Annotated in this window: 18 protein-coding genes and 2 pseudogenes; 13 read left to right on the top strand and 7 right to left on the bottom strand. The window is 70.6% G+C overall.

The window, feature by feature from the left end; genetic code table 11:
• Nucleotides 1-10: 10 nt before the first annotated feature.
• Together Q4V64_RS46010 and Q4V64_RS46005 are read right to left on the bottom strand one after the other, a co-directional pair.
• A complete protein-coding gene (locus Q4V64_RS46010) occupies nt 11-145 on the bottom strand; it encodes a hypothetical protein (protein ID WP_301184468.1) in 135 nt (44 codons plus the stop codon).
• Entirely contained in the window at nt 114-1448 is a 1335-nt protein-coding gene (locus tag Q4V64_RS46005; RefSeq protein ID WP_124437815.1) for an OFA family MFS transporter, read from the bottom strand. The genes Q4V64_RS46010 and Q4V64_RS46005 overlap by 32 nt, the downstream gene beginning before the upstream one ends.
• Nucleotides 1449-1662: 214 nt before the next feature.
• Here Q4V64_RS46005 and Q4V64_RS46000 point away from each other — a divergent pair, with 214 nt between their 5' ends.
• The 6 genes and pseudogenes from Q4V64_RS46000 to Q4V64_RS45965 form a co-directional block, all read left to right on the top strand.
• Entirely contained in the window at nt 1663-2634 is a 972-nt protein-coding gene (locus tag Q4V64_RS46000) for a 2-dehydropantoate 2-reductase (RefSeq protein ID WP_124437816.1), read from the top strand.
• Entirely contained in the window at nt 2631-4565 is a 1935-nt protein-coding gene (locus tag Q4V64_RS45995) for a molybdopterin-dependent oxidoreductase (RefSeq protein WP_124437817.1), read from the top strand. Before Q4V64_RS46000 ends, Q4V64_RS45995 begins: the two co-directional genes overlap by 4 nt.
• 5 nt (nt 4566-4570) lie before the next feature.
• Nucleotides 4571-6405: pseudogene (locus Q4V64_RS45985) on the top strand (NAD(P)H-dependent oxidoreductase subunit E).
• Nucleotides 6402-7262, top strand: a complete 861-nt coding sequence (locus Q4V64_RS45980) for a 2Fe-2S iron-sulfur cluster-binding protein (RefSeq protein WP_124437818.1) — start codon at nt 6402-6404, stop codon at nt 7260-7262. The pseudogene Q4V64_RS45985 and the gene Q4V64_RS45980 overlap by 4 nt, the downstream one beginning before the upstream one ends.
• A 7-nt stretch (nt 7263-7269) precedes the next feature.
• Nucleotides 7270-8118 carry a formate dehydrogenase accessory sulfurtransferase FdhD gene (fdhD, locus tag Q4V64_RS45975; protein WP_124437819.1) on the top strand — a complete coding sequence of 283 codons (849 nt, stop codon included), beginning with the start codon at nt 7270-7272 and terminating at the stop codon, nt 8116-8118.
• A 138-nt stretch (nt 8119-8256) separates the two neighbouring features.
• Nucleotides 8257-8725: pseudogene (locus Q4V64_RS45965) on the top strand (IS200/IS605 family accessory protein TnpB-related protein); the annotation flags it as partial.
• Nucleotides 8726-8762: 37 nt separating this feature from the next.
• On the opposite strand, the gene Q4V64_RS45960 reads toward Q4V64_RS45965, so the two are convergent.
• Nucleotides 8763-9200, bottom strand: a complete 438-nt coding sequence (locus Q4V64_RS45960; protein ID WP_124437820.1) for a MarR family transcriptional regulator — start codon at nt 9198-9200, stop codon at nt 8763-8765.
• 89 nt (nt 9201-9289) lie between these two features.
• Here Q4V64_RS45960 and Q4V64_RS45955 point away from each other — a divergent pair, with 89 nt between their 5' ends.
• The 3 genes from Q4V64_RS45955 (at nt 9290) to Q4V64_RS45945 (ending at nt 13447) form a co-directional block, all read left to right on the top strand.
• A complete protein-coding gene (locus tag Q4V64_RS45955; protein WP_124437821.1) occupies nt 9290-10207 on the top strand; it encodes a zinc-binding dehydrogenase in 918 nt (305 codons plus the stop codon).
• A gap of 100 nt (nt 10208-10307) precedes the next feature.
• Nucleotides 10308-12206, top strand: coding sequence for a sialidase family protein (locus tag Q4V64_RS45950; protein WP_124437822.1), 1899 nt, complete (start codon nt 10308-10310; stop codon nt 12204-12206).
• A gap of 11 nt (nt 12207-12217) precedes the next feature.
• Nucleotides 12218-13447 (top strand): DUF4185 domain-containing protein, encoded by a 1230-nt coding sequence (locus tag Q4V64_RS45945; protein ID WP_124437823.1) that lies wholly within the window; start codon nt 12218-12220, stop codon nt 13445-13447.
• On the opposite strand, the gene Q4V64_RS45940 is transcribed toward Q4V64_RS45945, so the two are convergent.
• The gene (locus Q4V64_RS45940; protein WP_172629028.1) at nt 13383-14396 is read right to left on the bottom strand and encodes a bile acid:sodium symporter family protein; all 1014 of its coding nucleotides are present in this window, start codon (nt 14394-14396) and stop codon (nt 13383-13385) included. The genes Q4V64_RS45945 and Q4V64_RS45940 overlap by 65 nt on opposite strands.
• Before the next feature lie 229 nt (nt 14397-14625).
• Between Q4V64_RS45940 and Q4V64_RS45935 the strand changes: the two genes are divergently transcribed.
• The 4 genes from Q4V64_RS45935 to Q4V64_RS45920 all read left to right on the top strand — a co-directional run bounded on the left by Q4V64_RS45935 (nt 14626) and on the right by Q4V64_RS45920 (nt 19535).
• On the top strand, nt 14626-15498 hold the full coding sequence (locus Q4V64_RS45935) for a LysR substrate-binding domain-containing protein (RefSeq protein WP_124437825.1): 873 nt from the start codon (nt 14626-14628) through the stop codon (nt 15496-15498).
• 350 nt (nt 15499-15848) lie between these two features.
• Nucleotides 15849-17675, top strand: coding sequence for an AMP-dependent synthetase/ligase (locus tag Q4V64_RS45930; RefSeq protein WP_124437826.1), 1827 nt, complete (start codon nt 15849-15851; stop codon nt 17673-17675).
• Between the two features lie 100 nt (nt 17676-17775).
• Complete coding sequence (locus Q4V64_RS45925; protein WP_124437827.1) at nt 17776-18612, top strand: aldo/keto reductase; 837 nt, start codon at nt 17776-17778, stop codon at nt 18610-18612.
• A gap of 173 nt (nt 18613-18785) precedes the next feature.
• Complete coding sequence (locus Q4V64_RS45920; protein ID WP_124437828.1) at nt 18786-19535, top strand: glycoside hydrolase family 75 protein; 750 nt, start codon at nt 18786-18788, stop codon at nt 19533-19535.
• Nucleotides 19536-19548: 13 nt separating this feature from the next.
• Here the strand turns inward: Q4V64_RS45920 and Q4V64_RS45915 are convergent, their stop codons facing one another.
• The 3 genes from Q4V64_RS45915 to Q4V64_RS45905 form a co-directional block, all read right to left on the bottom strand.
• Nucleotides 19549-20250 carry an SDR family oxidoreductase gene (locus tag Q4V64_RS45915; RefSeq protein WP_124437829.1) on the bottom strand — a complete coding sequence of 234 codons (702 nt, stop codon included), beginning with the start codon at nt 20248-20250 and terminating at the stop codon, nt 19549-19551.
• 88 nt (nt 20251-20338) lie between these two features.
• A complete protein-coding gene (locus tag Q4V64_RS45910) occupies nt 20339-21091 on the bottom strand; it encodes a hypothetical protein (RefSeq protein WP_253266756.1) in 753 nt (250 codons plus the stop codon).
• On the bottom strand, nt 21048-23708 hold the full coding sequence (locus tag Q4V64_RS45905; protein WP_124437830.1) for a hypothetical protein: 2661 nt from the start codon (nt 23706-23708) through the stop codon (nt 21048-21050). The genes Q4V64_RS45910 and Q4V64_RS45905 overlap by 44 nt, the downstream gene beginning before the upstream one ends.
• Nucleotides 23709-23810 lie beyond the last annotated feature (102 nt).

The raw sequence follows: 23810 nt of genomic DNA, 5'->3' as shown, positions 1-23810 counted from the left end.
TCCCGAACGGTCACCCGGTGAACAGCTGTGTCGCCTTCTGGACGAGTTCGTACAGCCCGTACCCGAGCGGCGCCCCCACCCACAGCCAGGCGAAGGCGATCAGCCCCCGCCGGTCAGGCGGACTCTGACTGCTGTCGCTGGACATCGACGGCCTCCTGCTTGGGTTCGGGGATGTGGTGACGGGGGTGGACGGGACGGACGAGTTCGTTGGCGAGGAAGCCGACGACGAGCAGCCCGATCATGATGACGAAGGACATGCCGTACAGGGCCGAGCCGTGCTTGCCCGCGTCCTCCTGCCGGTCGGCGATCCAGTTCACGATCAGTGGTCCGAGGACTCCGGCCGTGGACCAGGCGGTGAGCAGCCGGCCGTGGATCGCGCCGACCTGGTACGTGCCGAAGAGGTCCTTCAGATAGGCGGGGATCGTCGCGAATCCGCCGCCGTAGAAGGACAGGATCACCAGCGCGCACAGGATGAACAGGGGTTTGGACGAGTCGCCGAACAGGGCGATCAGCGCGTACATCAGCGCGCCCGCGCCCAGGTAGACGCGGTAGATGTTCTTGCGCCCGATCAGGTCGGAGGTCGATGACCAGCCGATGCGGCCCGCCATGTTGGCCGCCGACAGCAGGGCGACGAAGCCGGCCGCGGCGGACACCGACACCGGTGTGGAGGTGTCCGCGAAGAAGTCCGTGATCATCGGGGCGGCCTTCTCCAGGATGCCGATGCCCGCGGTGACGTTCATGCAGAGGACGACCCACAGACACCAGAACTGAGGAGTGCGCACCGCGTTGCGAGCCGACACCTGCGGTCCTTCGAAGGCGCTCGGCCCGGCTTCCGTCGGCCGCTCGCTGCGCGGCACCCGCACCAGCAGCACGCCCAGCAGCATGAATACGGCATACGTCAGCCCGTGGACGAGGAAGGCGAGCGCGATCCCGGAGCTGTCGGAACCGAACGACTCCAGCATCTGCGCCGACCAGGGCGAGGCGATCAGCGCACCGCCGCCGAAGCCCATGATGGCGATGCCCGTGGCCATGCCGGGCCGGTCCGGGAACCACTTGATCAGCGTGGAGACGGGCGAGATGTAGCCGATGCCGAGGCCGATCCCGCCAACGAAGCCGTAGCCGAGGACTATCAGCCAGTACTGCTCGGTGGCCGCGCCCAGCGCAGAGAGCAGGAAGCCGGAGGAGAAGCAGACCAGCGCCACGGTCATCGCCCAGCGCGGCCCGTTGCGCTCCACGAGTGTGCCGCCGAACGCGGCCGACAGACCGAGCATGACGATGCCGAGTTGGAAGGGCAGCGCGCTCTGCGTACCGCTGAGACCGAGCGCGGATTCGAGCGGTGGCTTGAACACGCTCCAGGCGTAGGCCTGGCCGATGGAGAGATGGACGGAGAGGGCGGCCGGGGGGACGAGCCAGCGGCTCCAGCCAAGGGGTGCGACAGGAGGACTCATGAATCCGGAACGGTAGGAAAGATCAACGCGGTTGAAAAGGCGGCGCGTCGACCGTATGCGATGAGCGGTATCCAGCATGCGGCGAACGGTCGGGCGCGACCGGTTCCCGTTGCTGCGCGAACCCTTGCTGAGCCATCTTCCATACTGTAGACAATATTTCGTCGACAGAGTTCGGCAGTTCCTCGGTACCCTCGACCGAACGGAGCTCCCTCGCATGAAAGTCGCAGTACTCGGCGCCGGTGCCATCGGCGCCTACGTCGGCGCCGCGCTCCACCGCGCGGGCGCCGACGTGCACCTCATCGCCCGTGGACCGCATCTGGCGGCCATGAGGCAGCACGGAGTGCGGGTGCTCAGCCCGCGCGGCGACTTCACCGCCCGCGTGCACGCCACCGACGACCCGGCCGACGTCGGCCCGGTCGACTACGTCTTCCTGGGCCTGAAGGCGAACTCGTACGCGGCGTGCGGGCCGCTGATCGAGCCGCTGCTGCACGACACCACGGCGGTGGTCGCCGCCCAGAACGGCATCCCCTGGTGGTACTTCCACCGGCACGGCGGCCCCTACGACGGTCACCGTGTCGAGAGCGTGGACCCGGACGGCGCGGTCAGTGCGGTGCTCGCGCCCGAACGGGCCGTCGGATGTGTCGTCTACGCGGCGACAGAGCTCGAAGGACCGGGAGTCGTACGGCACTTGGAAGGCACCCGGTTCTCGATCGGCGAGCCCGACCGCAGCATCTCGGCGCGCTGTCTCGCCTTCAGCCGGGCCATGCAGGCCGGCGGTCTGAAGTGCCCGGTCGAACCCGATCTGCGGGGCGACATCTGGATCAAGCTGCTCGGCAACATCTCCTTCAACCCGATCAGCGCACTGGCCCGCGCCACCATGCGGCAGATGTGCCTGCACGGCGGCACCCGCCGGGTCATCGAGATCATGATGACCGAGACGCTGGCCGTCGCCGAGGCCCTCGGCTGCGAGGTGGGCGTCTCCATAGAGCGCCGGCTCGCGGGCGCCGAGCGGGTCGGCGACCACCGCACCTCCACGCTCCAGGACCTGGAGCGCGGCAAGCCGCTCGAACTCGACGTCCTGCTCACGGCCGTCGTAGAGCTGGCGGAGATCACCGGCGTGGAGGTGCCCACCCTGCGCACCGTGCACGCCATCTCGGACCTGCTCGCGCTGAGGAGCGCCGCATGAAAAGCACGAGGAAACGCGACCGGACCCCGAAGACCTACACCCGGCTCACCCACCCGCTCGTCAGGGACTCACGCGACGAACCGTTCCGGCAGGCGAGTTGGGAGGAGTCCCTCAACCGAGCGGCGCGTGGCCTGCAGGCGGCGCGCGGCGCGTTCGGCATGTTCTCCTGCGCCCGGGCGACCAACGAGATGAACTACGTGGCGCAGAAGTTCGCCCGGGTCGTCATGGGCACCAACAACGTCGACTCCTGCAACCGGACGTGTCACGCTCCGAGCGTGGCCGGTCTCTCCGCGGCCTTCGGATCGGGCGGCGGGACGTCGTCGTACGAGGAGATCGAGCACACCGACGTCATCGTGATGTGGGGCTCCAACGCCCGCTTCGCGCATCCGATCTTCTTCCAGCACGTGCTGAAGGGTGTACACAACGGCGGCCGACTGTATGCGGTCGACCCACGACGGACCTCCACCGCCGAGTGGGCGGAGAGCTGGCTCGGCCTGAACGTCGGCACCGACATTCCGATGGCGCACGCGATCGGCCGCGAGATCATCCACTCGGGCCTGGCCAACCAGGCGTTCATCGAGCGCGCGACCAGCGGCTTCGAGGAGTACGCGCAGCTCGTCGAGCCGTGGACGCTGTCGCTCGCGGAGAAGGTCACCGGCGTACCGGCCGCCGCCATACGGGAGTTGGCGCATGCCTACGCCCGCGCCGAGCGCGCCCAGCTGTGCTGGACCCTGGGCATCACCGAGCACCACAACGGCACCGACAACGTCCGCGCGCTGATCAACCTGTCCCTGCTCACCGGCCACGTGGGCCGCTACGGCTCGGGCCTGCAACCCCTGCGCGGCCAGAACAACGTCCAGGGCGGCGGCGACATGGGCGCCATCCCCAACCGTCTGCCCGGCTTCCAGGACATCCTCGACCCTCAGGCCCGGCTGAAGTTCGAGTCGGCCTGGGGCACCGTCATCCAGCCGCATTACGGGCTGAACCTGACGGAGATGTTCGAGGCGATGGAGGAGGGCGCGCTCAAGGCGGTCTACTGCATCGGCGAGAACCCGGCGCAGTCGGAGGCGGACAGCGAGCAGGCCGTACGACGGCTGAAGGCGCTGGATTTCCTCATCGTGCAGGACATCTTCCGCACGAAGACGGCCGAGTTGGCGGACGTCGTCCTGCCCGCCACCGCCGGCTGGGCCGAGACCGACGGTACAACCACCAACAGCGAGCGCCGGGTTCAGCGCGTGCGCCGGGCCGTGACGCCGCCCGGCGAGGCACGTGAGGACATCGACATCATCTGCGAGCTGGCGGCGCGGCTCGGCCACGACTGGAAGTACGCCGACTCCGAGTCCGTCTGGAACGAGCTCAGGTCGGTGTCGCCGGACCACTACGGGATGACGTACGAACGCCTGGAGGAACACCAGGGCATCCAGTGGCCCTGTCCCGACACGGACAATCTCGAACCGACGTACCTGCACGGCCGGTTGTGGGAGAAGGACCCGGACCGGCGCGGCCGGCCCGCGCCCTTCGGGCTCGTGCAGCACGATCCGCCGGTCGATCTCACCGACGAGGAGTACCCGATCCGGCTGACCACGGGGCGGCGGCTCGACTCGTACAACACCGGTGTGCAGAGCGGGGGTTACGCCTCGCCGCTGAGGCGTGGCGAGTACGTCGAGCTGTGCCCGGAGGACGCCGAGCGCTATGGGGTCGTGGTCGGCGAGGAGGTGCAGGTGACCTCGAGGCGCGGCTCGGTCGTCGCGCCCGTGTGGGTCGACACCGCCCTGCGGCCCGGGCTGGCCTTCATGACCATGCATTTTCCCGACGAGGTGGACACCAACCAGCTGACGATCGAGGCGAATTGCCCGATCGCGGGGACGGCGGAGTTCAAGGCGTCGGCGATCCGGATCGAGAAGCTTCCGGTCGTGACCTACGTGAGGTGACGCAAGTGGACCTGCACTTCGGTGACAGCAAACCGACGGACGAGGAACGGGCGGCGATCGACGCGCTGCTCGGTCCCCCCGAATCCTCGTGGGAGGGGGCGGCCCGCGATGAGATGAGGGTCGCGGACCTGAGGTGGGCGCGCGGCGGGCGCGCGGCCCGGGACCGCCGCGACCTGCTGTTGCCGGGGCTGCACGCGGTCAACGACCGGGTCGGCTGGATCAGCGAGGGCGCCCTCGACTACCTGTGCCGGCGGCTTACGGTGCCGCCGGCTCAGGCGTACGGCGTGGCCACGTTCTACGCGATGTTCTCGGTCAAACCCCGGCCCGCGACGGTGCTCCACGTGTGCACCGACCTCGCGTGCGCGGCCGCCGGGGCATCCGAGTTGTGCGCCGGTGTCGAAGCCCGGCTGGGCCTCGGCAGCGGTGTGTCCGTCGAGCGCAGCCCGTGCCTCGGACTGTGCGAACGCGCCCCGGCCGCGCTCGCGCTCAAGGCGGGGGGGATCCGGTACGTACGGCGGTGTCGGCGCCGGCGACCGTGCACGAGGCCGTTCTCGCCGCGAGCTCTCCCGATTCGGCGCTCGCGGAGCCGCCCGCGGCGATGGCGGTGCCCCAGGCGGGAGACGCCTCGCTGACGCTGCTGCGCCGGGTCGGCTTGGTGGATCCGACGAGTATGGACGACTACCGCGCCCATGGCGGCTACACCGCCCTGCGCCGGGCTTTCGAGCTGGGCCCCGCGGGAGTCATCCGCGAGGTGACCGACTCCGGCCTGGTCGGGCGCGGGGGTGCCGCCTTCCCCACCGGCCGCAAATGGCAGGCCACGGCGTCCCAGCCCGACCATCCGCACTACCTGGTGTGCAACGCGGACGAGTCCGAGCCGGGGACGTTCAAGGACCGCGTGCTCATGGAGGGCGACCCGTACGCGCTGGTGGAGGCGATGACCATCGCCGCGTATGCGATCGGCGCACACCAGGGATACCTGTATCTGCGTGGCGAGTATCCGCGGGCGATACACCGTATGCAATATGCTGTCGACCAGGCGCGTGCCCGAGGTCTGCTCGGCGACGACATCCTCGGCCAGGGCTACGCCTTCGACATCGAGATCCGCCGGGGCGCGGGGGCGTACATCTGCGGCGAGGAGACGGCCCTGTTCAACTCGATCGAGGGCTACCGGGGCGAGCCGCGCTCGAAGCCACCGTTCCCCGTGGAGAAGGGGCTGTTCGGCAAGCCGACGGTCGAGAACAACGTGGAGACACTGGTCAACGTACTGCCGATCCTCACGATGGGCGCCCCGGCGTACGCGGCGATCGGCACAGGGAGGTCCACCGGGCCGAAGCTGTTCTGTGTGTCGGGGAGCGTGGACCGGCCAGGGATCTACGAGCTGCCGTTCGGCGCGACGCTGGGCGAGCTGCTGGAGTTGGCCGGCGTGCGCGACGGCCTGCGGGCGGTCCTCCTCGGCGGCGCGGCCGGCGGCTTCGTACGCCCCGACGAAAGGGACATCCCGCTCACCTTCGAAGGCACACGGGAGGCCGGTACGACGCTCGGCTCGGGGGTCGTCATGGCCTTCGACGACACCGTGCCGCTGCCTCGACTGCTCCTGCGTATCGCCGAGTTCTTCCGCGCCGAGTCGTGCGGGCAGTGCGTGCCGTGCCGGGTGGGGACCGTGCGCCAGGAGGAGGCGCTGCACCGGATCGCCGAGCGCACGGGCGCGGCCGCGGCCGATGACATCGCCCTGCTCAGGGAGGTCGGCCGCGCGATGCGGGACGCCTCCATCTGCGGTCTCGGACAGACCGCGTGGAACGCCGTGGAATCCGCCATCGACCGTCTGGGGGCGTACGAATGACCGTGACACCGCTGGGGATCCCCCGCCGCCTGCTGGAGTTCACCCTCGACGGGGAGGCAGCCAGGGTTCCCGAGGGCTCGACCATCCTCGACGCGTGCCGGGCGGCCGGGAAGGACATCCCGACCCTCTGCCAGGGCGACACCCTCACCCCCAAGAACGCCTGCCGGGTGTGTGTCGTCGAGGTCGAAGGGGCCAGGACGCTCGTTCCCGCCTGCTCCCGCAAGGCCGAGCCCGGCATGGAAGTGAAGACCGACACCGAACGTGCCCACCACAGCCGCAAGATCGTCCTCGAGTTGCTCGCGCCCTCGGTCGACTTGTCGACGACACCGAAGGTCGCCGAGTGGATCAAGGAGTACGAGGCGAAGCCGGACCGCTTCGGCCCGGACGCGGCCCGGCTGGGCGAGGAACCGAAGATCGACAACGATCTGTATGTGCGCGACTACGACAAGTGCATCCTCTGCTACAAGTGCGTGGACGCCTGCGGCGACCAGTGGCAGAACACCTTCGCGATCTCCGTCGCGGGCTGCGGATTCGACGCCCGGATCGCGGTGGAGCACGACGCCCCGCTCACGGTCTCGGCGTGCGTGTACTGCGGCAACTGCATCGAGGTGTGTCCGACGGGTGCGCTGTCGTTCAAGTCGGAGTTCGACATGCGGGCGGCGGGTACGTGGGACGAGGCGAAGCAGACCGAGACGACGACGGTGTGCGCCTACTGCGGAGTGGGCTGCAACCTCACCCTGCACGTGCAGGACAATGAGATCGTGAAGGTCACCTCCCCGCACGACAACCCGGTGACCCACGGCAACCTCTGCATCAAGGGCCGTTTCGGCTACCAGCACGTACAGAACCGGGGCTGATCAGGACATGGGACGAGTCACGGAACGACGCAAGGTGATCCGCATCCGGGACGGGGTGGTCTCCAGCCGCCCGGACACGCTCGTCGCCGAGGAACCCCTGGAGATCAGACTGAACGGCAAGCCGCTCGCGATCACCATGCGCACGCCGGGCGACGACTTCGCGCTGGCCGCCGGATTTCTGGTGAGCGAGGGCGTACTGGCTGCCGCATCCGATCTGCTGAATATCGTCTACTGCGCGGGGGCGACCGTAGACGGATCGAACACCTACAACGTGGTCGACGTGAAGACGGCTCCGGACGTGACGATCCCCGACATCACGCTCGAGCGGAACGTCTACACCACCTCCTCCTGCGGCCTGTGCGGCAAGGCGAGCCTCGACGCGGTCCGTACGACGGCCCGCTGGCCCATCGCCGACACTCCCCCGATCCGCGTCGAACCCGAGCTGCTCGCGAGCCTCCCCGACCGGTTGCGCGCGGCCCAGCGGGTCTTCGACCGGACCGGGGGCCTGCACGCGGCGGCCCTGTTCACCGAGGGCGGGGAACTGCTCGACATACGGGAGGACGTGGGCCGGCACAACGCGGTCGACAAGCTGGTCGGCCGTGCCCTGCAGAACGGCGACCTGCCGCTGTCGCGGACGATCCTGCTGGTGTCGGGCCGGGCCTCGTTCGAGCTGGCGCAGAAGGCCGTGATGGCGGGCATCCCAGTGCTGGCGGCGGTCTCGGCGCCGTCCTCGCTGGCCGTGGACCTGGCCGCGGAGGCGGGGCTGACACTGGTGGGATTCCTGCGGGGCAGTTCCATGAACGTGTACGCGGGCGAGGACCGCATCGCCTTGCGGGCCGCGGCCGCCCAGGGCTGAACGGTTCCCCGCGACACGGCGGCGGGGCCCCGACCGGCGGGGAGCGCCCCCTGCGCCGCAGGGGCCCCGCCTCAGTCCGGCGCCCGCTCCGCCTCAGCCGGTGTCTGCGCCCGGGCCGCCGCGGCGAAGGCCGCGATCAGCGAACGCCACGGCCTGGCCATCGCGATCGAGAACCTGGACTTCACCGCCGAGGAGACCCGTGAGAAGCACGGCCGCCGCAAGCGGTTCCGCAAGCTCATCTCGGGCATGCCCACCTCCGGGCTGCGGGCGCGGCTGGTGTCCATGGCGGCCGAACTGGGCATCCCGCTGGTCGCCGTGGACCCGGCCTACACCTCCCGCTGGGGTGCCCAGCACTGGCACAAACACCTCAACAGCAACAACCGCACCACCAGCCGCCACGACGCAGCCGCCGTGGCGATCGGAAGGCGCGCCCTGGGACACCCGATCCGGCGACGGAAGGCACCGCCCCCGCATTCCCGGACCACGGACACGATCCGTGCGCGCCGGACGCGGAGCGAACGCGGTCGACCAGAACGCCCGACACCGTTCGGGGCGTTCGGCTGAGCATGAGTCCTCGAAGCAGGACTCACTCCCGCTCAGTCCATAGGAACGGTGCGGCGTTCATAACGGAACGTTATCGATCGTCACCCGTCCGTGCCGGAAATCCGGATCAACAGGCCCATGAACTGGTCGCGTTCGGCTGCCGTCAGCGGGGCGAGGAGCTCGTCGTTCGCCGCGCGGGCCACCCTCTCGCAGCGTTTCAGCAGGCGGGCTCCCTCATCCGTGAGGGATACCGCGTTCTTGCGGCGGTCTTGGGGGTCCGGCTCGCGCACGACCAGGCCCGCGGACTGAAGGTCGTTGAGGATGCCGACGAGGTCCTTGGGGTCCAGCCGGACACTGCGGCCGAGGTCGGCCTGGGCGACCGGGGCGAGGTCGCGGACGGCGGAGAGCACCACGTGGTGCCACATCTTCATGCCCTCCGCGGCCAGCGCCTCGGCCACCAGGGCCCGACCGCGGGCGGCCGCACGGCCGAGGAGCCAGCTGGGCAGGGAGCGGATCGCGGGGAGGGGAGCGTCGGCCATACCGGCAAGCCTAGCGAATATTCGTTGGCGGCCCCCATGATTCACTGTCTATCGTTGGGATCACCAACGAACCCTTGGAGGTGCGGTCAATGCGTCGCGTCCGCTACGAGGCCACCGGTGGCCCCCTGTTCCTGGAAGAGGTTCCCGTCCCTCAGCCGGGTCCCGGCGAACTCCTCGTACGCTGCGAGGCGATCGGCGTCACTCTCCCGGTCGTCCGCAAGGTCACCGAGGCGACCGGCCCCGTGCCACTCGGGGGCGAGATCGCCGGCGAGGTGGTGGCCGTCGGTACGGGAGTCACCCGCTTCGGAATCGGCGATCGCGTGACGGGGCTCTGTTTCGGCCACGGTTACGCCGACTACGCGCCCCTGCACGAGGCGATGGCCTCCCGCGTGCCCGACGACGCCTCGGCCGTCGACGCGGTGGCGCTCGTCCGCAGCGGCATGGTCGCCCTCGGCGCCCTGATGGCCGCGCGGCCCGTACCCGGAGAGGCGGCCATGGTCACGGCCGCGGCGAGCGGAGTCGGCCACCTGGCCGTGCAGCTCGCGAGGGCACGGGGCGCGACCCGGGTCGTGGGCGCCGTCTCCGATCCGGCGAAGGCCGGCTTCGTGCGATCCCTGGGCGTCGACGCGGTCATCGTGTACGGCGACGACGACTGGGGCGAGCCGGTCGACTATGCCCTGGACGCGGTCGGCGGCGGACTGCTCACACGGACCGTCGCCGCGCTCACCCCCGGCGGGCGGCTCGTGGCGTACAGCTCGGGCGGCGGGACCATCCAGGCGTACGACCTCCTCGGGGGCGCCAAGTCCGTGATCGGCTTCCAGATGGGGCGGATCGCGCGCGACGAGCCGGAGGTGTACGAGCGGTGGCGGCGGGAGCTGTGGCGGATGTTCGCGGCCGGCACGCTCAGGCCCGCCGTGCACGAGGTGTTCGCTCTGGAGGACGCGGCGAAGGCGCACGGGGCGATCGAGTCGCGCGGCAACCTCGGAAAGGTGCTGTTGCGGCCTTGACCCCAACGGGTGACACCTTCAGGCGCCAGCTTCTGCCCCGTCAGCGCGTCAGCGGCCGTGGCTAACATTTATGACGGGTCGTCAGACATAGTATGTCCAGATGTTCAGTCAGGAAAGGGAAGGTGGCTCCAGGCCGTCGGCATGGCTCCGCACACGTCTCAGACCCACCTTGACCGCGGCCATCGCCACTGCGGCGATGGCTGCCTCGCCCGCTCCCGCCAACGCCGGATCCAGCACCTCCGCACCGGAGTTCCAGCAGCAGATCCTCTTCAAGGCCTCTCAGGATCCTGGCTACGCCTGTTTCCGCATCCCGGCGATCGTGCATACAGTCGACGGCACACTGCTGGCATTCGCCGAGGGCCGTGTTCTCAACTGCGGTGACGCCACCGACATCGACATCGTCCTCAAGCGCTCCACGGACGGCGGCCGCACCTGGGGCCCGCTCCAGGTGGTCAACGACGGCGGCGGCGACACCCACGGCAACCCCGCCCCGGTCGTGGACCGGCGAACCGGCCGCATCCTGCTCGCCGAGACCTACAACACAGGCCGTACGGACAGCGCGAGTTGCTCCGCGCCCTGCGACCGCACCCCGCATCTGCAGTACAGCGACGACGACGGCCTGACCTGGTCGGCCCCGCGCGACCTGAGCGCCGAGACCCTGCCCGCGCACTGGAACTCCTGGTACGCCACCGGTCCGGTGCACGGCATCCAGCTCACCCGCGGCAGGCACGCCGGCCGCCTGGTGTTCGGCGTCAACTCCGAGACGTGGAACGGCGGTCGGGTCACCGCCAACCACGCGGCCCTCGTCGTCAGTGACGACGGCGGCGACCACTGGAGAATCGGCGCCACCGACTCCTGGCCGTTCGCCGAGGACGGCACCTTCCGCCAGAAGCCGGCCGAACTGACCCTCACCGAGCGCACCGACGGCTCCCTCCTGATCAGCGCCCGCGAGGAGGAAGGCACCGACCTCGGCCACCGCACCCAGGCCGTCAGCCTCGACGGCGGCGACAGCTTCACGGCCCCCTTCGCCCCGCTCCCGGACCTCTACGCGCCTCAGGTCCAGTGCGCGATCCTCGGGCTCGGCGACCGCACCCTGCTGTCCTGCCCCGGCGACCCGGACCGCCGCCGGACGATGATGATCCGCTCCTCCTACGACGGCGGCCGCACCTGGGACACCGTCGACCGCGGCACGGTCGTCACCACGGACTGGTCCGGCTACTCCGACATGGCGGCGATCGACGACCACACGGTGGGCCTGCTGTACGAGGGCGGAGCCGTCGACGCGCGCGACGAGATCCGCTTCGCGCGGTTCACCTCGGACTGGCTGCGGCCGCGCCGAGATCCCGACCCGACCACCACCGACCTCGCCCCGCAGGCCGGCCCCGCGGCCGTCCTCGGCGGAGCGAAACAGACGGACGGCGCGGTCGGCGGCGCGCTGGAGTTCGACGGCGCCGACGACGCCGTACGTCTGCCGTACCGTGCACAACTCCCCCTTAGCACAAAGGACTTCACGGCGTCGCTGTGGTTCCGCCACACCGCCAGGACCGGGGAGCAGCCGCTGCTGTGGATGGGCGGCGTCGGCAACCGCCAGCCTCAGGTCTGGCTGCGCGTCGAGCCCGCGAGCGGCCGGGTGCGCGGGCTGATCACCGTGCGGGAGGGCGCGACGACCCTCCGCTCGGCCTCCGTGAGCACATCCGGCGCCTACAACGACGGCCGGTGGCACCACCTGGCCCTGCGGCGTGGCGGGGGCCGGCTGACCCTGTTCGTCGACGGCAGGGCGGTCGGCGTCGCGGACGTGCCGGGCTCGGTCAGCCGTAACTCTGCCTTCGGTGTACACATCGGGCAGCGCATGGACAGCAGGGCGTTCTTCACCGGTGCGATCGACGACGTACGCGTCTGGGACCGGGCGCTGACTGACGGGGACATCACCACCGGCAGGGCACCCGCGGGCGATCCCGTCCTGTGGCTGCCCATGGACCAGGTGAGCGACAGCCACTAACGTCGCGGAGCGTGCCCGAGGACACGCGAGCACGACAGCGCACGGGAGCCGGGGTCGGTCTGCTGCTGGCCCTGGTTCTCGCGGCCGTGCTGCTCATCGCTTTCCCGGACGACGACGGTGAGCAGGATGCCGACGACTGCATACCGCATACCGTCGCCTCGTGGTCGGCCGACGACCGCCTCACCACCGAATTCGCCCGCTACGGCGATGACGCGACCCGCGCCGACGACTGGACCGGCGGCGACGGCACCCACTCGGTGCGGCTGCCGGACGGCCGGATGCTGTGGCTGTTCTCGGACACCTACCTGGGTCAGGTGCACGGCCCGCCCAACCCGGTCGGCGAGTCCTACGCCTGGCGGGACACCACAGCCCCGCTGGTGCGCAACTCGGCCGTGGTGATGCGCGACGGACGCCTGCAGACCACGCTCCCCGCGCCCCTCTTCCCCGATCCCGGCCCGAACCAGTGGCGCTGGCCGGTCGCGGCCCGGGTCGAGCCGCGCGCCCCCGGCTCCTCCGAGCAGGTACTGCGGGTGCTGCTGTGGGTGCGGACGGCGGGCTCGGCCCCATGGATCTACGGGGTGCCCACCGCCACCGAGGTCGCGACCCTCTCCCTGCCCGACCTGCGCGTGGAGTCGGTGGTGAAGGTCCTCGACCAGCAGCAGGTCCCGGATCCGTCCCGGCGGGTGCTGTTCGGCACCACGCTGGTGAAGGAGGACGGCTGGACGTACGTCTTCGGCGGCGACGACGGTCAGGCCGCGTCCCGGCCCGCCTCGTCGGCGTACGTGGCGCGGGTGCCGGAGGGCGGGCTCGGCGATCCGGCCGCCTGGGAGTACTGGGACGGCTCGGCGTGGACGGCCCGCGCCCGGCCCTCCGCGGTGCTGGGGGACGGGCAGCGCACCGGAGTGGGCAGCGCCTTCTCCGTGGTCCGCCAAGAGTCGACGTACGTGCTGTTCACGATGGCCTCGGGGACGAAGGGACTGACCACGGTGACCTCGTACTGGTCCTGCTCCCCCACCGGTCCCTGGCGCGGCCCGACGAAGGACTTCAGCCCGACGCTGCCACCGGGCCAGGTCGCCGCCTACAACCCGCAGACACACCCCGAACTGAGCGACGACGGGCGGCTGGTGCTCAGCTACGACGTCAACTGGCTGGAGCCGACCGGCGCCGCCGCGCAGCTCAACCGGAATGTGTCCCTGTACCGACCGCGGTTCGTGACGCTGCGGCTGGCGTCGAAGGGGTGACGTCCTCGCGGGGGTCGTGCGAGCGGCGCTTGGCGATCACCGCGCACACCATCAGCTGCATCTGGTGGAAGAGCATCAGCGGAAGCACGGCGAGCGAGGCGTGCGCGCCGAACAGCACGCTCGCCATGGGCAGCCCGGAGGCGAGGGACTTCTTCGAGCCGGCGAACTGGATCGCGATCCGGTCCTCGCGGTCGAAGCGCAGCACCTTGCCGCCGTACCAGGTCAGGGCGAGCATCACGGCGAGCAGCACGGCCTCGACGCCGAGCAGACCGGCCAGCCGGACAGGGCTGACCTGGTGCCAGATGCCCTGGATCATGCCCTCGCTGAACGCGGTGTAGACGACGAGGAGGATCGAGCCGCGGTCGACCAGGCCGAGAACCTTCTTGTGCCGGGCGACGAAGCCTCCGATCCAGCGGCGCAGCACCTGACCCGCGACGAACGGCACCAGGAGCTGGAGCACGATCTCCAGGAGCGAGTCGGCGGAGAACCCGCCGGCGCTGCTGCCGAGCAGGGCGGCCGCCAGCAGCGGGGTGATGACGATGCCGGCCAGCGAGGAGAAGGAGCCCGCGCAGATGGCGGCGGGCACGTTGCCGCGGGCGATCGAGGTGAAGGCGATCGAGGACTGGATGGTCGACGGCACGAGTGTGAGGAAGAGCAGGCCCTGGTAGAGCGGGTGCGTCAGGAAGACCGGGACGAGTCCGCGGGCGGCCAGGCCCAGCAGCGGGAACACGACGAACGTGCAGGCCAGGACGGTGACGTGGAGCCGCCAGTGCTTGAGTCCGTCCAGCGCCTCACGGGTGGACAGGCGGGCGCCGTAGAGGAAGAAGAGGAAGGCGATCGCACCGGTGGAGGCACCGGAGGCCACGTCGGCGGCCGTCCCGCGGACGGGGAGGAGGGCCGCGAGGCCCACCGTCCCGAGCAGCAGCAGGATGTAGGGGTCGATCGGCATCCAACTCGGCCATCGCAGGCGTTTCACGGTGCTCCACTTGCTCGGTGCTGGGCGTTGCTCGGTGCTGGGCGTTGCTCGGTGCTGTAGGCGGTTCGGGGGCGGGCCCTCCGGGAGGACCGGCCCCGGTACGGGCTCACGGGTCCCCTCTCCATCCTGCTCTCCCGCCCGGCGATCGGGAATCCGGCATACCGCACTCACTGTCATCGCGTTCCGCGATAGCCTGGGGGTCGTGTACGACCCCTCCCAGCTGCGTACGTTCCTCGCGGTGGCCCAGACGCTGAGCTTCACGCAGGCCGCCCGGCGGCTCGGGCTGCGCCAGTCGACCGTCAGCCAGCACATCCGGCGGCTGGAGGACGCCACCGGACGGCAGCTGTTCAGCCGGGACACCCACTCCGTGGAGCTGACGGAGGACGGCGAGGCGATGCTCGGCTTCGCACGCCGGCTCCTGGAGGTGCACGAGCAGGCGACGGCGTTCTTCACCGGGACGCGGGTGCGCGGGCGGCTGCGGTTCGGCGCGTCCGAGGACTTCGTCCTGACCCGGCTGCCGGAGATCCTGGAGGGCTTCCGCTACGACCATCCCGAGGTCGACCTGGAGCTGACGGTCGAGCTGTCGGGCACGCTGCACGAACAGCTGGCGGCCGGGAAACTGGATCTGGTGCTGGCGAAGCGGCGGCCCGAGGATCCGCGAGGCCGGCTGGTCTGGCGGGACGAGCTGGTGTGGATCGGCGCGGAGCGGCTGCGGCTGGATCCGGACCGGCCGGTGCCGCTGATCGTGTACCCGCCGCCCGGCATCACCCGGGCGCTCGCCCTGGAGGCGCTGGAGCGGCAGGGGCGGGCCTGGCGCATCGCGTGCACCAGCGGCAGTCTCAACGGGCTGATCGCGGCGGCCCGCGCGGGCCTGGGCGTGATGGCGCACTCGCGGGGACTCGTCCCGCCGGGCTTGGTGCGCGTGCCGGAGCGGGCAGGACTGCCCGAGCTGGGCCGCGTCGACTTCGTCCTGGTCCACGGCCACCGCCACACCTCCGCCCAGAGCGCGGCGGACGCCCTCGCGACGGCCATTCTGGCGGGCGGTGACCGGCTGCAGCGCCGCGGGCGCGGCTGACCCGGGGACGGCCGGTACGTCAGCGGCTGGGGCGATGACGCCCGAGCCGGCAGTGACGGATCGGGCAGCGCAGACGCTGAAAGAAGACGGGTCCGCGCCCCGGCGTGAGGCGCCACGAACGGACACGCCGGGCGTAATCGGGTCGTACAGATTCGGTGGAGATTACGGCACCGAAACTTACTCAACCGTCAGTTTTCTGTCCGACCCTTCCCCATGTGAGGGCATTTTCCGCCACTGACCAGTGCATACGTGAGCCCTGCTCGGTTTCTGACCCCCTCCCGCCCCGTCCTCGGGTGGGGTAGCTTTCACGGCGCTGTGCGGAACGCCACAAGAAAAGCGGGGAGCGGGGTTTGCGCGAGTTCACCAACCCTCCGTTGGCGTTGGCACCGCCGGTGGGCGGACTGGCCGACGTCGTCTTCCACCATGCCCAGGAGGACCCTGCGTACATCGCGCTCGGCCGCAAGGACGAGACGGGGCAGTGGCGGGATGTGACCTCCGCGGAGTTCCGCGACGAGGTCCTCGCCCTCGCCAAGGGCCTGCTCGTCAGGGGCGTCCGGTTCGGCGACCGGGTCGCCATCATGTCCCGCACCCGCTACGAGTGGACGCTGTTCGACTTCGCGCTGTGGACGATCGGCGCCCAGGTGGTGCCGCTCTATCCCACCTCCTCGGCCGAGCAGTGCTTCTGGACGCTGTACGACGCCGAGGTGTCCGCGGCGATCGTGGAGCATGAGGACCACGCGATGACGATCGCCACCGTCATCGACCGGCTTCCCCAACTGCGCCAGCTGTTCCAGCTCGACGTGGGCGCGGTGCAGGAGCTGTACGACGCCGGCGCCCACCTCGACGACGAGGTGGTGCACCGGCACCGGCAGGCGGTCACCCCGGACTCGGTCGCCACGATCATCTACACCTCGGGCACCACGGGCCGTCCCAAGGGCTGTGTCATCTCGCACGGCAACTTCATGTTCGAGGCGGACACGGTCATCCAGCGCTGGGAGCCGGTGTTCCACTCCAAGAAGGGCGACCAGGCGTCGACGCTGCTGTTCCTGCCGCTCGCGCATGTCTACGGGCGGATGGTCGAGGTCGCCGGAATCCGCGGCAAGGTCAAGTTCGGCCATCAGCCGCAGCTGAGCGCCGCGGCGCTGCTGCCCGACCTGGCCGCGTTCAAGCCGACGTTCTTCCTCGCGGTGCCGTACATCTTCGAGAAGGTGTTCAACGCGTCCCGCCGCAAGGCGGAGCGGGAGGGCAAGTCCGGGCCGTTCGAGAAGGCCGTCGAGGTCGCCGTGAAGTACGCGGACGCGATGGAGGCGAAGGCCTGGGGTATCGGGCCCGGGCCGTCAGCGGGCCTGCGCATGCAGCACCAGCTCTTCGACAAGCTGGTCTACTCCAAGCTGCGGGCCGCGATGGGCGGCCGTATCCGGCAGGCGATGACCGGCGGCTCGGGGATGGACCGCAAGCTGGGGCTGTTCTTCGCGGGGGCGGGCGTGCACATCTACGAGGGGTACGGCCTCACCGAGTGCACCGCGGCCGCGACCTGCAACCCGCCCCACCACACCCGCTACGGCACGGTCGGGCAGCCCATCCCGGGCATGACCGTGCACATCGCGGACGACGGCGAGATCTGGCTGCGCGGCGAGAACGTCTTCCAGGGCTACCTCAACAATCCCAAGGCCACCGACCAGGCCCTGCACGACGGCTGGCTGGCCACCGGCGACCTCGGCTCCCTCGACGAGGACGGTTTCCTCACCATCACCGGCCGCAAGAAGGAGATCCTCGTCACGTCCGGCGGCAAGAGCGTCTCGCCGGGGGTGCTGGAGGAGCGGGTGCGCGACCATCCGCTGATCGCCCAGTGCATCGTCGTCGGCAACGACCGTCCGTACATCGCCGCCCTGGTCACCCTCGACCAGGAAGCCGTCGAACACTGGCTGGCGATGCGCGGCAAACCGCAGATGCCGCCGGCCCAACTGGTGCGCGACGCGGACCTGGAGACGGAGGTGCGGCGCGCGGTGGTCGCCGCCAACACGCTCGTCTCCCAGGCCGAGTCGATCCGCACATTCCGCATCCTGGCCCAGCCCTTCACCGAGGAACACGGCCTGCTGACCCCGTCGTTGAAACTGAAGCGCAAGGCGATCGAGAACGCGTACGCCAATGAGGTTGAGGCGTTGTACCGAGCCTGAGGTTGTTTCCGGCGGATTCGCCGTTCAGGAATGCATCGCGGCTCGTGATCGTTGACGATGGGAAGTACCACCTGACGACAACCGTAAGGATCAAGAGCTCGTGAGCAGCAAGGTCCCCCCGATCATCCTCAACAACGGCGTCGAGATGCCCCAGCTGGGCTTCGGCGTCTGGCAGGTGCCGGACGACGAGGCGGAGCAGGCTGTCGCCACCGCGTTGGAGACCGGGTACCGCAGCATCGACACAGCGGCGATCTACGGCAACGAGGAAGGCACCGGCAAGGCCATCGCCACCTCCGGCGTCCCCCGCGAGGACATCTTCGTCACCACCAAACTCTGGAACAGCGACCAGGGGTACGACTCGACGCTGCGCGCCTTCGACACCTCGCTGGACAAGCTCGGCCTGGAGTACGTCGATCTGTACCTGATCCACTGGCCGATGGCATCCGCGGACAAGTACGTCGACACGTACAAGGCGTTCGAGAAGCTGCACGCCGACGGCCGTATCCGCGCGATCGGTGTCTCCAACTTCCTGCCGGAGCACCTTCAGCGGCTGATCGGCGAGACGTCGGTCATCCCGGCGGTCAACCAGATCGAGCTGCACCCGCATCTGCAGCAGCGCGCATCCCGCGAGTTCCACGCCGAGCAGGGCATCGCCACGGAGGCCTGGTCGCCGCTCGGCCAGGGCAAGGGCCTGCTGGAAGTCCCGGCGATCGTGGCCATCGCGCAGAAGCACGGCCGCACCCCGGCCCAGGTCGTGCTGCGCTGGCACCTCCAGCTCGGCAACGTCGTGATCCCGAAGTCCGTGACGCCGTCCCGGATCAAGGAGAACATCGAGGTTTTCGACTTCAGCCTGGACGACGAGGACCTGGCGGCGATCAGCGCGTTGAACGAGGACCGTCGGCTGGGTCCGGACCCGGCCGTGTTCACCATGCCCTGACCTGACGTCGACGGCTTCGCGCCCCGGGACCGGCACCTCGGTCCCGGGGCGCGGTCGTTCTCCCGGCCGCCCGGCCGGGAGACGACACCCGACTGGGGTCGCGTTGGTCATATGGGTGGCTCGCCGTGATCGAATCCGGTGTGGAAGCTTTCCGGACAGAAAGGTCATCCGACGTGCGCATCCGACCACTGCCCCTGGCCGCGGCCTCGGGAGCCGCGCTGCTCGCCGCCGGGTTGCTGCCCGCCGGCGCTTCCGGTACCCCACGTCCGACGCCGGCCCAGGCCCGGGGCCAGGTCCAGGCCCAGGCCCAGACGCAGGCCCAGACGCAGGCCCACGAGGGCACGGTCGGCGCGACCGAACTGCTCGCCGAGGTGACGTCCTGCGACCCGATCTCGCACGGCAGGTACCGCACCGACGCGGGGGCGCGGGCCACCGTCCCGGTGTGCGGCAAGAAGGGCGCGGTCTTCTGGAAGGCCGACATGGACATCGACTGCGACGGTCAACGAACCGTCCGGTGCAACGAGGACACCGACCCCTGGTTCCAGGGCGACACCGCCTTCCGCCAGTCCGACGGCGAACCCCTGAAGTCCGACACCCTGCCGTACATCGTCGTGCCCAGCCCCAGCCGCAAGTGGAACTACAGGGCCGCGGGCATCAAGGGCGGCGGTGTGGCCGCGGTGATCCACCGCGACCAGGTCCAGTACGCGGTCGTCGGCGACACCGGCCCCAGGAAGATCATCGGGGAGGCCTCCTACGCCACCGCGCGGGCCCTCGGCATCGACCCGGACCCGGCACACGGCGGCACCCGTTCCGGGGTGACTTACATCCTGTTCACGAACTCACGGGCCTCCCCCATCGAGAGTCACAGCGCGGCGGTGGCCCTCGGTGAGCGATTGGCGGAACAGTTTCTCCAGGACAACTGACCCCCGTGATACGTCAGTTGGGCTGCCCTATCGGCCGTACGACGACGGTGTTGACGTCGACGCCGTCGGGCTGCCCGACGGCCCAGAGGACCGAGTCGGCGATCTGGTCGGCGGTAAGCAGGTGACCGGGCGGCAGGCTGCCGTAGCTGTCCCAGAAGGGCGTCTCGACCCGGCCGGGCGCGATCAGGGTGACGCCGACACCGAACTCGGTGACCTGACGGCGGGTGTTCTCCGCGAGCCCGGTCACCGCCCACTTCGTCGCCCCATAGATGTTGCCCGGCCCGGGGACGAATCCGGCGACGCTGCCGACCAGCACGATCCGACCGCGGGTCTCCTTGAGGGCGTCGATCGACGCGCGGATGAGCAGCGCGGGGCCGAGGACGTTGGTCAGCACCATCTCGGTCCAGCCGGCGGGGTCGCCTTCGGCGACCGAGTCATGGGTGGCGAAACCGGCATTGGCGACGACTGTATCCAGTCGACCGTATTCCTTGAGTGTACGGTCGACAGCCGACCGTATTTCGTCGTAGTCGGACGCGTTGCCGACGATCGTCAACAGACCATCGGGATGGCCGAGTTCCTCGGCGAATCCGCGCAGCCGTTCCTCGCCGCGCCCGGTGACGGCGACCCGCTGTCCGGCGTCGAGCAACCGCCGGGCGACCGCGGCGCCGATGCCGCTGCCGCCGCCGGTGATGAGCGCGACCGGTGAGTCGGTCATGGGTACCCCTTGTGTTCTTCGAGGACTGTTCCTCGGCGGAGGGGAGTCCATCACTTGGAGCACTCTCGAGGTCAAGGGGACGCGGGAGTCATCGCCCGCAGGTGCCTCGGTACTCGGCCGAGGGGAAGTGGCGGCGCCACTCGGCCTCGGTCAGCCCGCGTCGGGCCCGCGCGCACACCTCCTCCGCCGCCCGGCCCGCCGCCAACGGGCGGACACGTTCGGCGAGATGCGCAGTGGCGATGCGCAACTCGCCCCCGTCTTCGGTGAATCCGAGCTCGAGGACAGGCCCGTCCCCGGCTGGCAGCGTCGCCGTCGGCAGGGCGGGCGAGGCCGTCTCCCACACCTCTACGAAGCCGTCGGGCGCGCTGCCCGCGAGGAGTGAGCCGTCGGCGGAGAATGCCAGCGCCGTGTCCTGCGCGGTGGAGCCGACGGCCCTCAGGACGGCGATCCTGCGCCAGGTGCGGGCGTTCCACAGCGTGAGGCGGCCCTGGGAGTCGGTCACGGCGAGGTAACTGCCGTCCGGGCTGAAGGCGCCGTCGCGGAGGATGTCCTCTCCGCCGACTCCCTTGCGGTGCTTGCCGGTCGACACGTCGACGAGTGTTCCCTCGGAGGTCAGCGCGGTGCGGCCCGTGGGGTCGACGGTCACGGCCGCGGACTCGATGCCGTCGACGGTGACGGTGACGCGCGAGGTCTCATCGGGCGTCGGAGCGTCCCGCCAGTCGTTGCCCAGTAGCCCGTGCAGCGAGAGGGTGCGCACGACGCTGGTCCGTCCGCCTTCGCGGTAACGCAGCACGCCCTTATCGGGATCCAGACGGATGTCGCCGATCGCGGAGGCGGCCACGGGATAGGTCAGGAGCGGCTCGCGCGTGCTGTCGTCCGTCGGGGCCGGAAGGTCCGTACGCCACAGGGTGAAGGAGCCCCTGCCCCAGGCCAGGGCGTAGGCGCCGGCGAATCACGGCGTGCGCGCCGCCCGCGAGCGGCAGCCGGGGCCGCTCACGGCCGGCCAGGAAGTCCCAGATCACGATCCCCTCGGAGGTACCGGATGCCACGGCCCGGTGATCGGGGGTGAACGTGAGTTCTCCCTGGCACAGCGTCCGCTGGGTCGCCCGGGGCACCCCCGTGGCCACGAGGCGCCCCTCGGCGCCGTCGAGGATCTGTAGTCGGTCACCGTCGTGCGCGCACCAGGCGAGGTACCGGTCGTCCCGGCTCAGCACGGGCAAACCGCCGTCGTCGCTGCCGCCGTCGTACCGGAACAGCACGCGTTGTCGGCGCACGTCCCACACTTCGAGCGTCGCCCGTCCGTGGTCCGCTCCCCGCACCGGACGCCGTACGACGAAGGTGCGCCCGCTCGGCCCGAACCCGCCGTCGGTATTGGTCCACGACCCGGTCGCGAGCCGGCGCGTACTACCGTCCGCCAGTCCGCCGATCACCATGCCCGCACCATCCCGTGAACGGTATGCAAGATACCGACCATCAGGGCTGGCACCGACCACACCCTCGGACAGACCGGTGCGCTGAACGGAACGGATGCGCCGGTGCCCGAGCACATCCCACTGGACCGCCTTGTCGTGGACGACCGTCGTGAGGATCCGACCGTCACGGCTGAGCCAGGCGGGCTCGTTGAGCGCGCGTCCGCCGTCCTCGGGCTGGGTGAACACATCCTGTTCGCTCTGCGCCGCGGCCGTCCGCAGCGCCTCCCGCGTCTCGGGCAGGTCGGCGGTGCGCCAGGCGGCCAGGGCCAGCCGCATCGCGCCGCGCGGGTCAGTGGAACGGAGCGTGTCGACCTGTGCGGCGGCCCGGCGGGCCTCGGCCTCGTCGCGCTGCCGTGCGCTGACCCCGCTCTGCCACCAGGCGGCCACGCCCGCGACGACGGCCAGACACAACAGCACAGCGAGCGCGCCGGTCAGCGTGCGCAGGCGGCGGGACGCCCGGGCCGCGGCCCGCCGACCCTGCTCGTAGGCCGCCACACTCGCGGCCAGGAAGTCGCGTTCGAGCCGGTTCAACTCGCCCACCGCCGCGACCGCTTCGCCTTCGTCGCCGAAGGTCTCGCGCGCCTCGGTCAGCCGTGTCCCCCGGTACAGCGCGCCCGCGTCCCGGTCCAGCTCGGCCCAGGTGAGGGCCGCTTCGGTGAGCCGTCGGTGCAGGCGCAGCCGCTCGCGGTCATCGTCCAGCCAGCCGCGCAGCCGCGGCCAGGCCCCGATCAGCGCCTCGTGGGCGAGGTCGACTGTATCGCCGTCGACCGTCAGCAGCCGACTGTCTACAAGCCGCTCCAGAATGTATGCAGTCGTCTCGTCGGCGTCGAGTTCCGCACGGTCGACGGGGCGCCGCGTGTCCTCGGTGCCGTCGCCGGGGTTCACCAGGCGCAGCAGCAGCGCCCGCAGCACGGCGGCCTCGGCGGGTGTGCACCGGGTGTAGGCGGCCGCCGCGGTGTGCGCGACGGCGCCCCGGACGCCGCCGACGGCCTCGTACGCGGCGAGGGTCAGCGTCTTGCCGGTGCGGCGCCGCCACACCTCGCGCAGGGCGTGGGCCATCAGCGGCAGACCGCCCGGTTCGCCGGCCACGTCCGCGACGATCCGTGCGGTCAGGGCGCGTTCCACGACGAGGCGTCGTGCGGCGGCCGGCCGGACCACGGCCTGGCGCAGGGCGTGCGGCGGCATCGGTCCGACGAGCAGGGCGGAGTGGCGCAACGCCTCGGCGAGCGGCCCGTGCTCGGCGCAGCGGCCGTAGAAGTCGGCGCGCACGGCGATCAGCACACGCAGCCGGGACGACGGATCGGCCGCGGCGAGCAACTGCCCTAGGAACCGGGCCCGTTCGGCGGAGTCCGCGCAGAGCGTGAAGACCTCCTCGAACTGGTCGACGACGAGCAACGTGTCGCCCGGCGCGTCGTGCGGGGTGAACAGGGCCACGTGCGTGCGGGCCGGATGAGGGCCGGGGGTGAGCAGGCGGATGGTGGCGAGGCGGGGGCCGGGGTCGGTCGCCTCGCGCAGCGCCGGGATCAGACCCGCCCGCAGCAGTGACGACTTGCCGCTGCCCGAAGCGCCGACGATCGCCGCGAATCTCGTGCGGGCGGTGAGCTGGAGCAGGTCGGCGGTCAGGTCGTCCCGGCCGTGGAAGTGCTCCCCGTCGCCGGTCTCGAACCGGGCGAGTCCCGGGTAGGGGCTGTCCTCGCCCTCCGGGTCGTCCCCCGCGTCGGCCGACTCGGCGACGGCCGCGAGCCATCGGCGTTCCCACTCCCCGGTGTCGCCGCCGCACGCGGTGACGTAGGCCAGGAGGACCGGCAGGGTCGGCAGCCGTTCGCCGGCCGCCGCGGCCGACAGCGTGGGCGCCGAGTAGCCCGCGCCGAGCGCCATCGCGCGGTAGGTCGGGGTGCCCGCCTCGTCGCGCAGCTTGCGCAGTTCGTACGCGAAGCGCTGTACCGCTCCCGCCCCCGGATCCAGCGGTTTCTCCCGGCGCCCCATGCGTGCCTCCCCCTCGGTCACGGCCGTCCCACAAGCTAACAACCGGCCCCCGCGAATTGATGGGCACTCCGAATCGGGGCTGCCCAACAATCCTTCGGCGTC

Source organism: Streptomyces sp. NL15-2K, from assembly GCF_030551255.1.
GTDB lineage: Bacteria > Actinomycetota > Actinomycetes > Streptomycetales > Streptomycetaceae > Streptomyces.
This window is presented reverse-complemented; position numbering and strand designations above follow the sequence as displayed.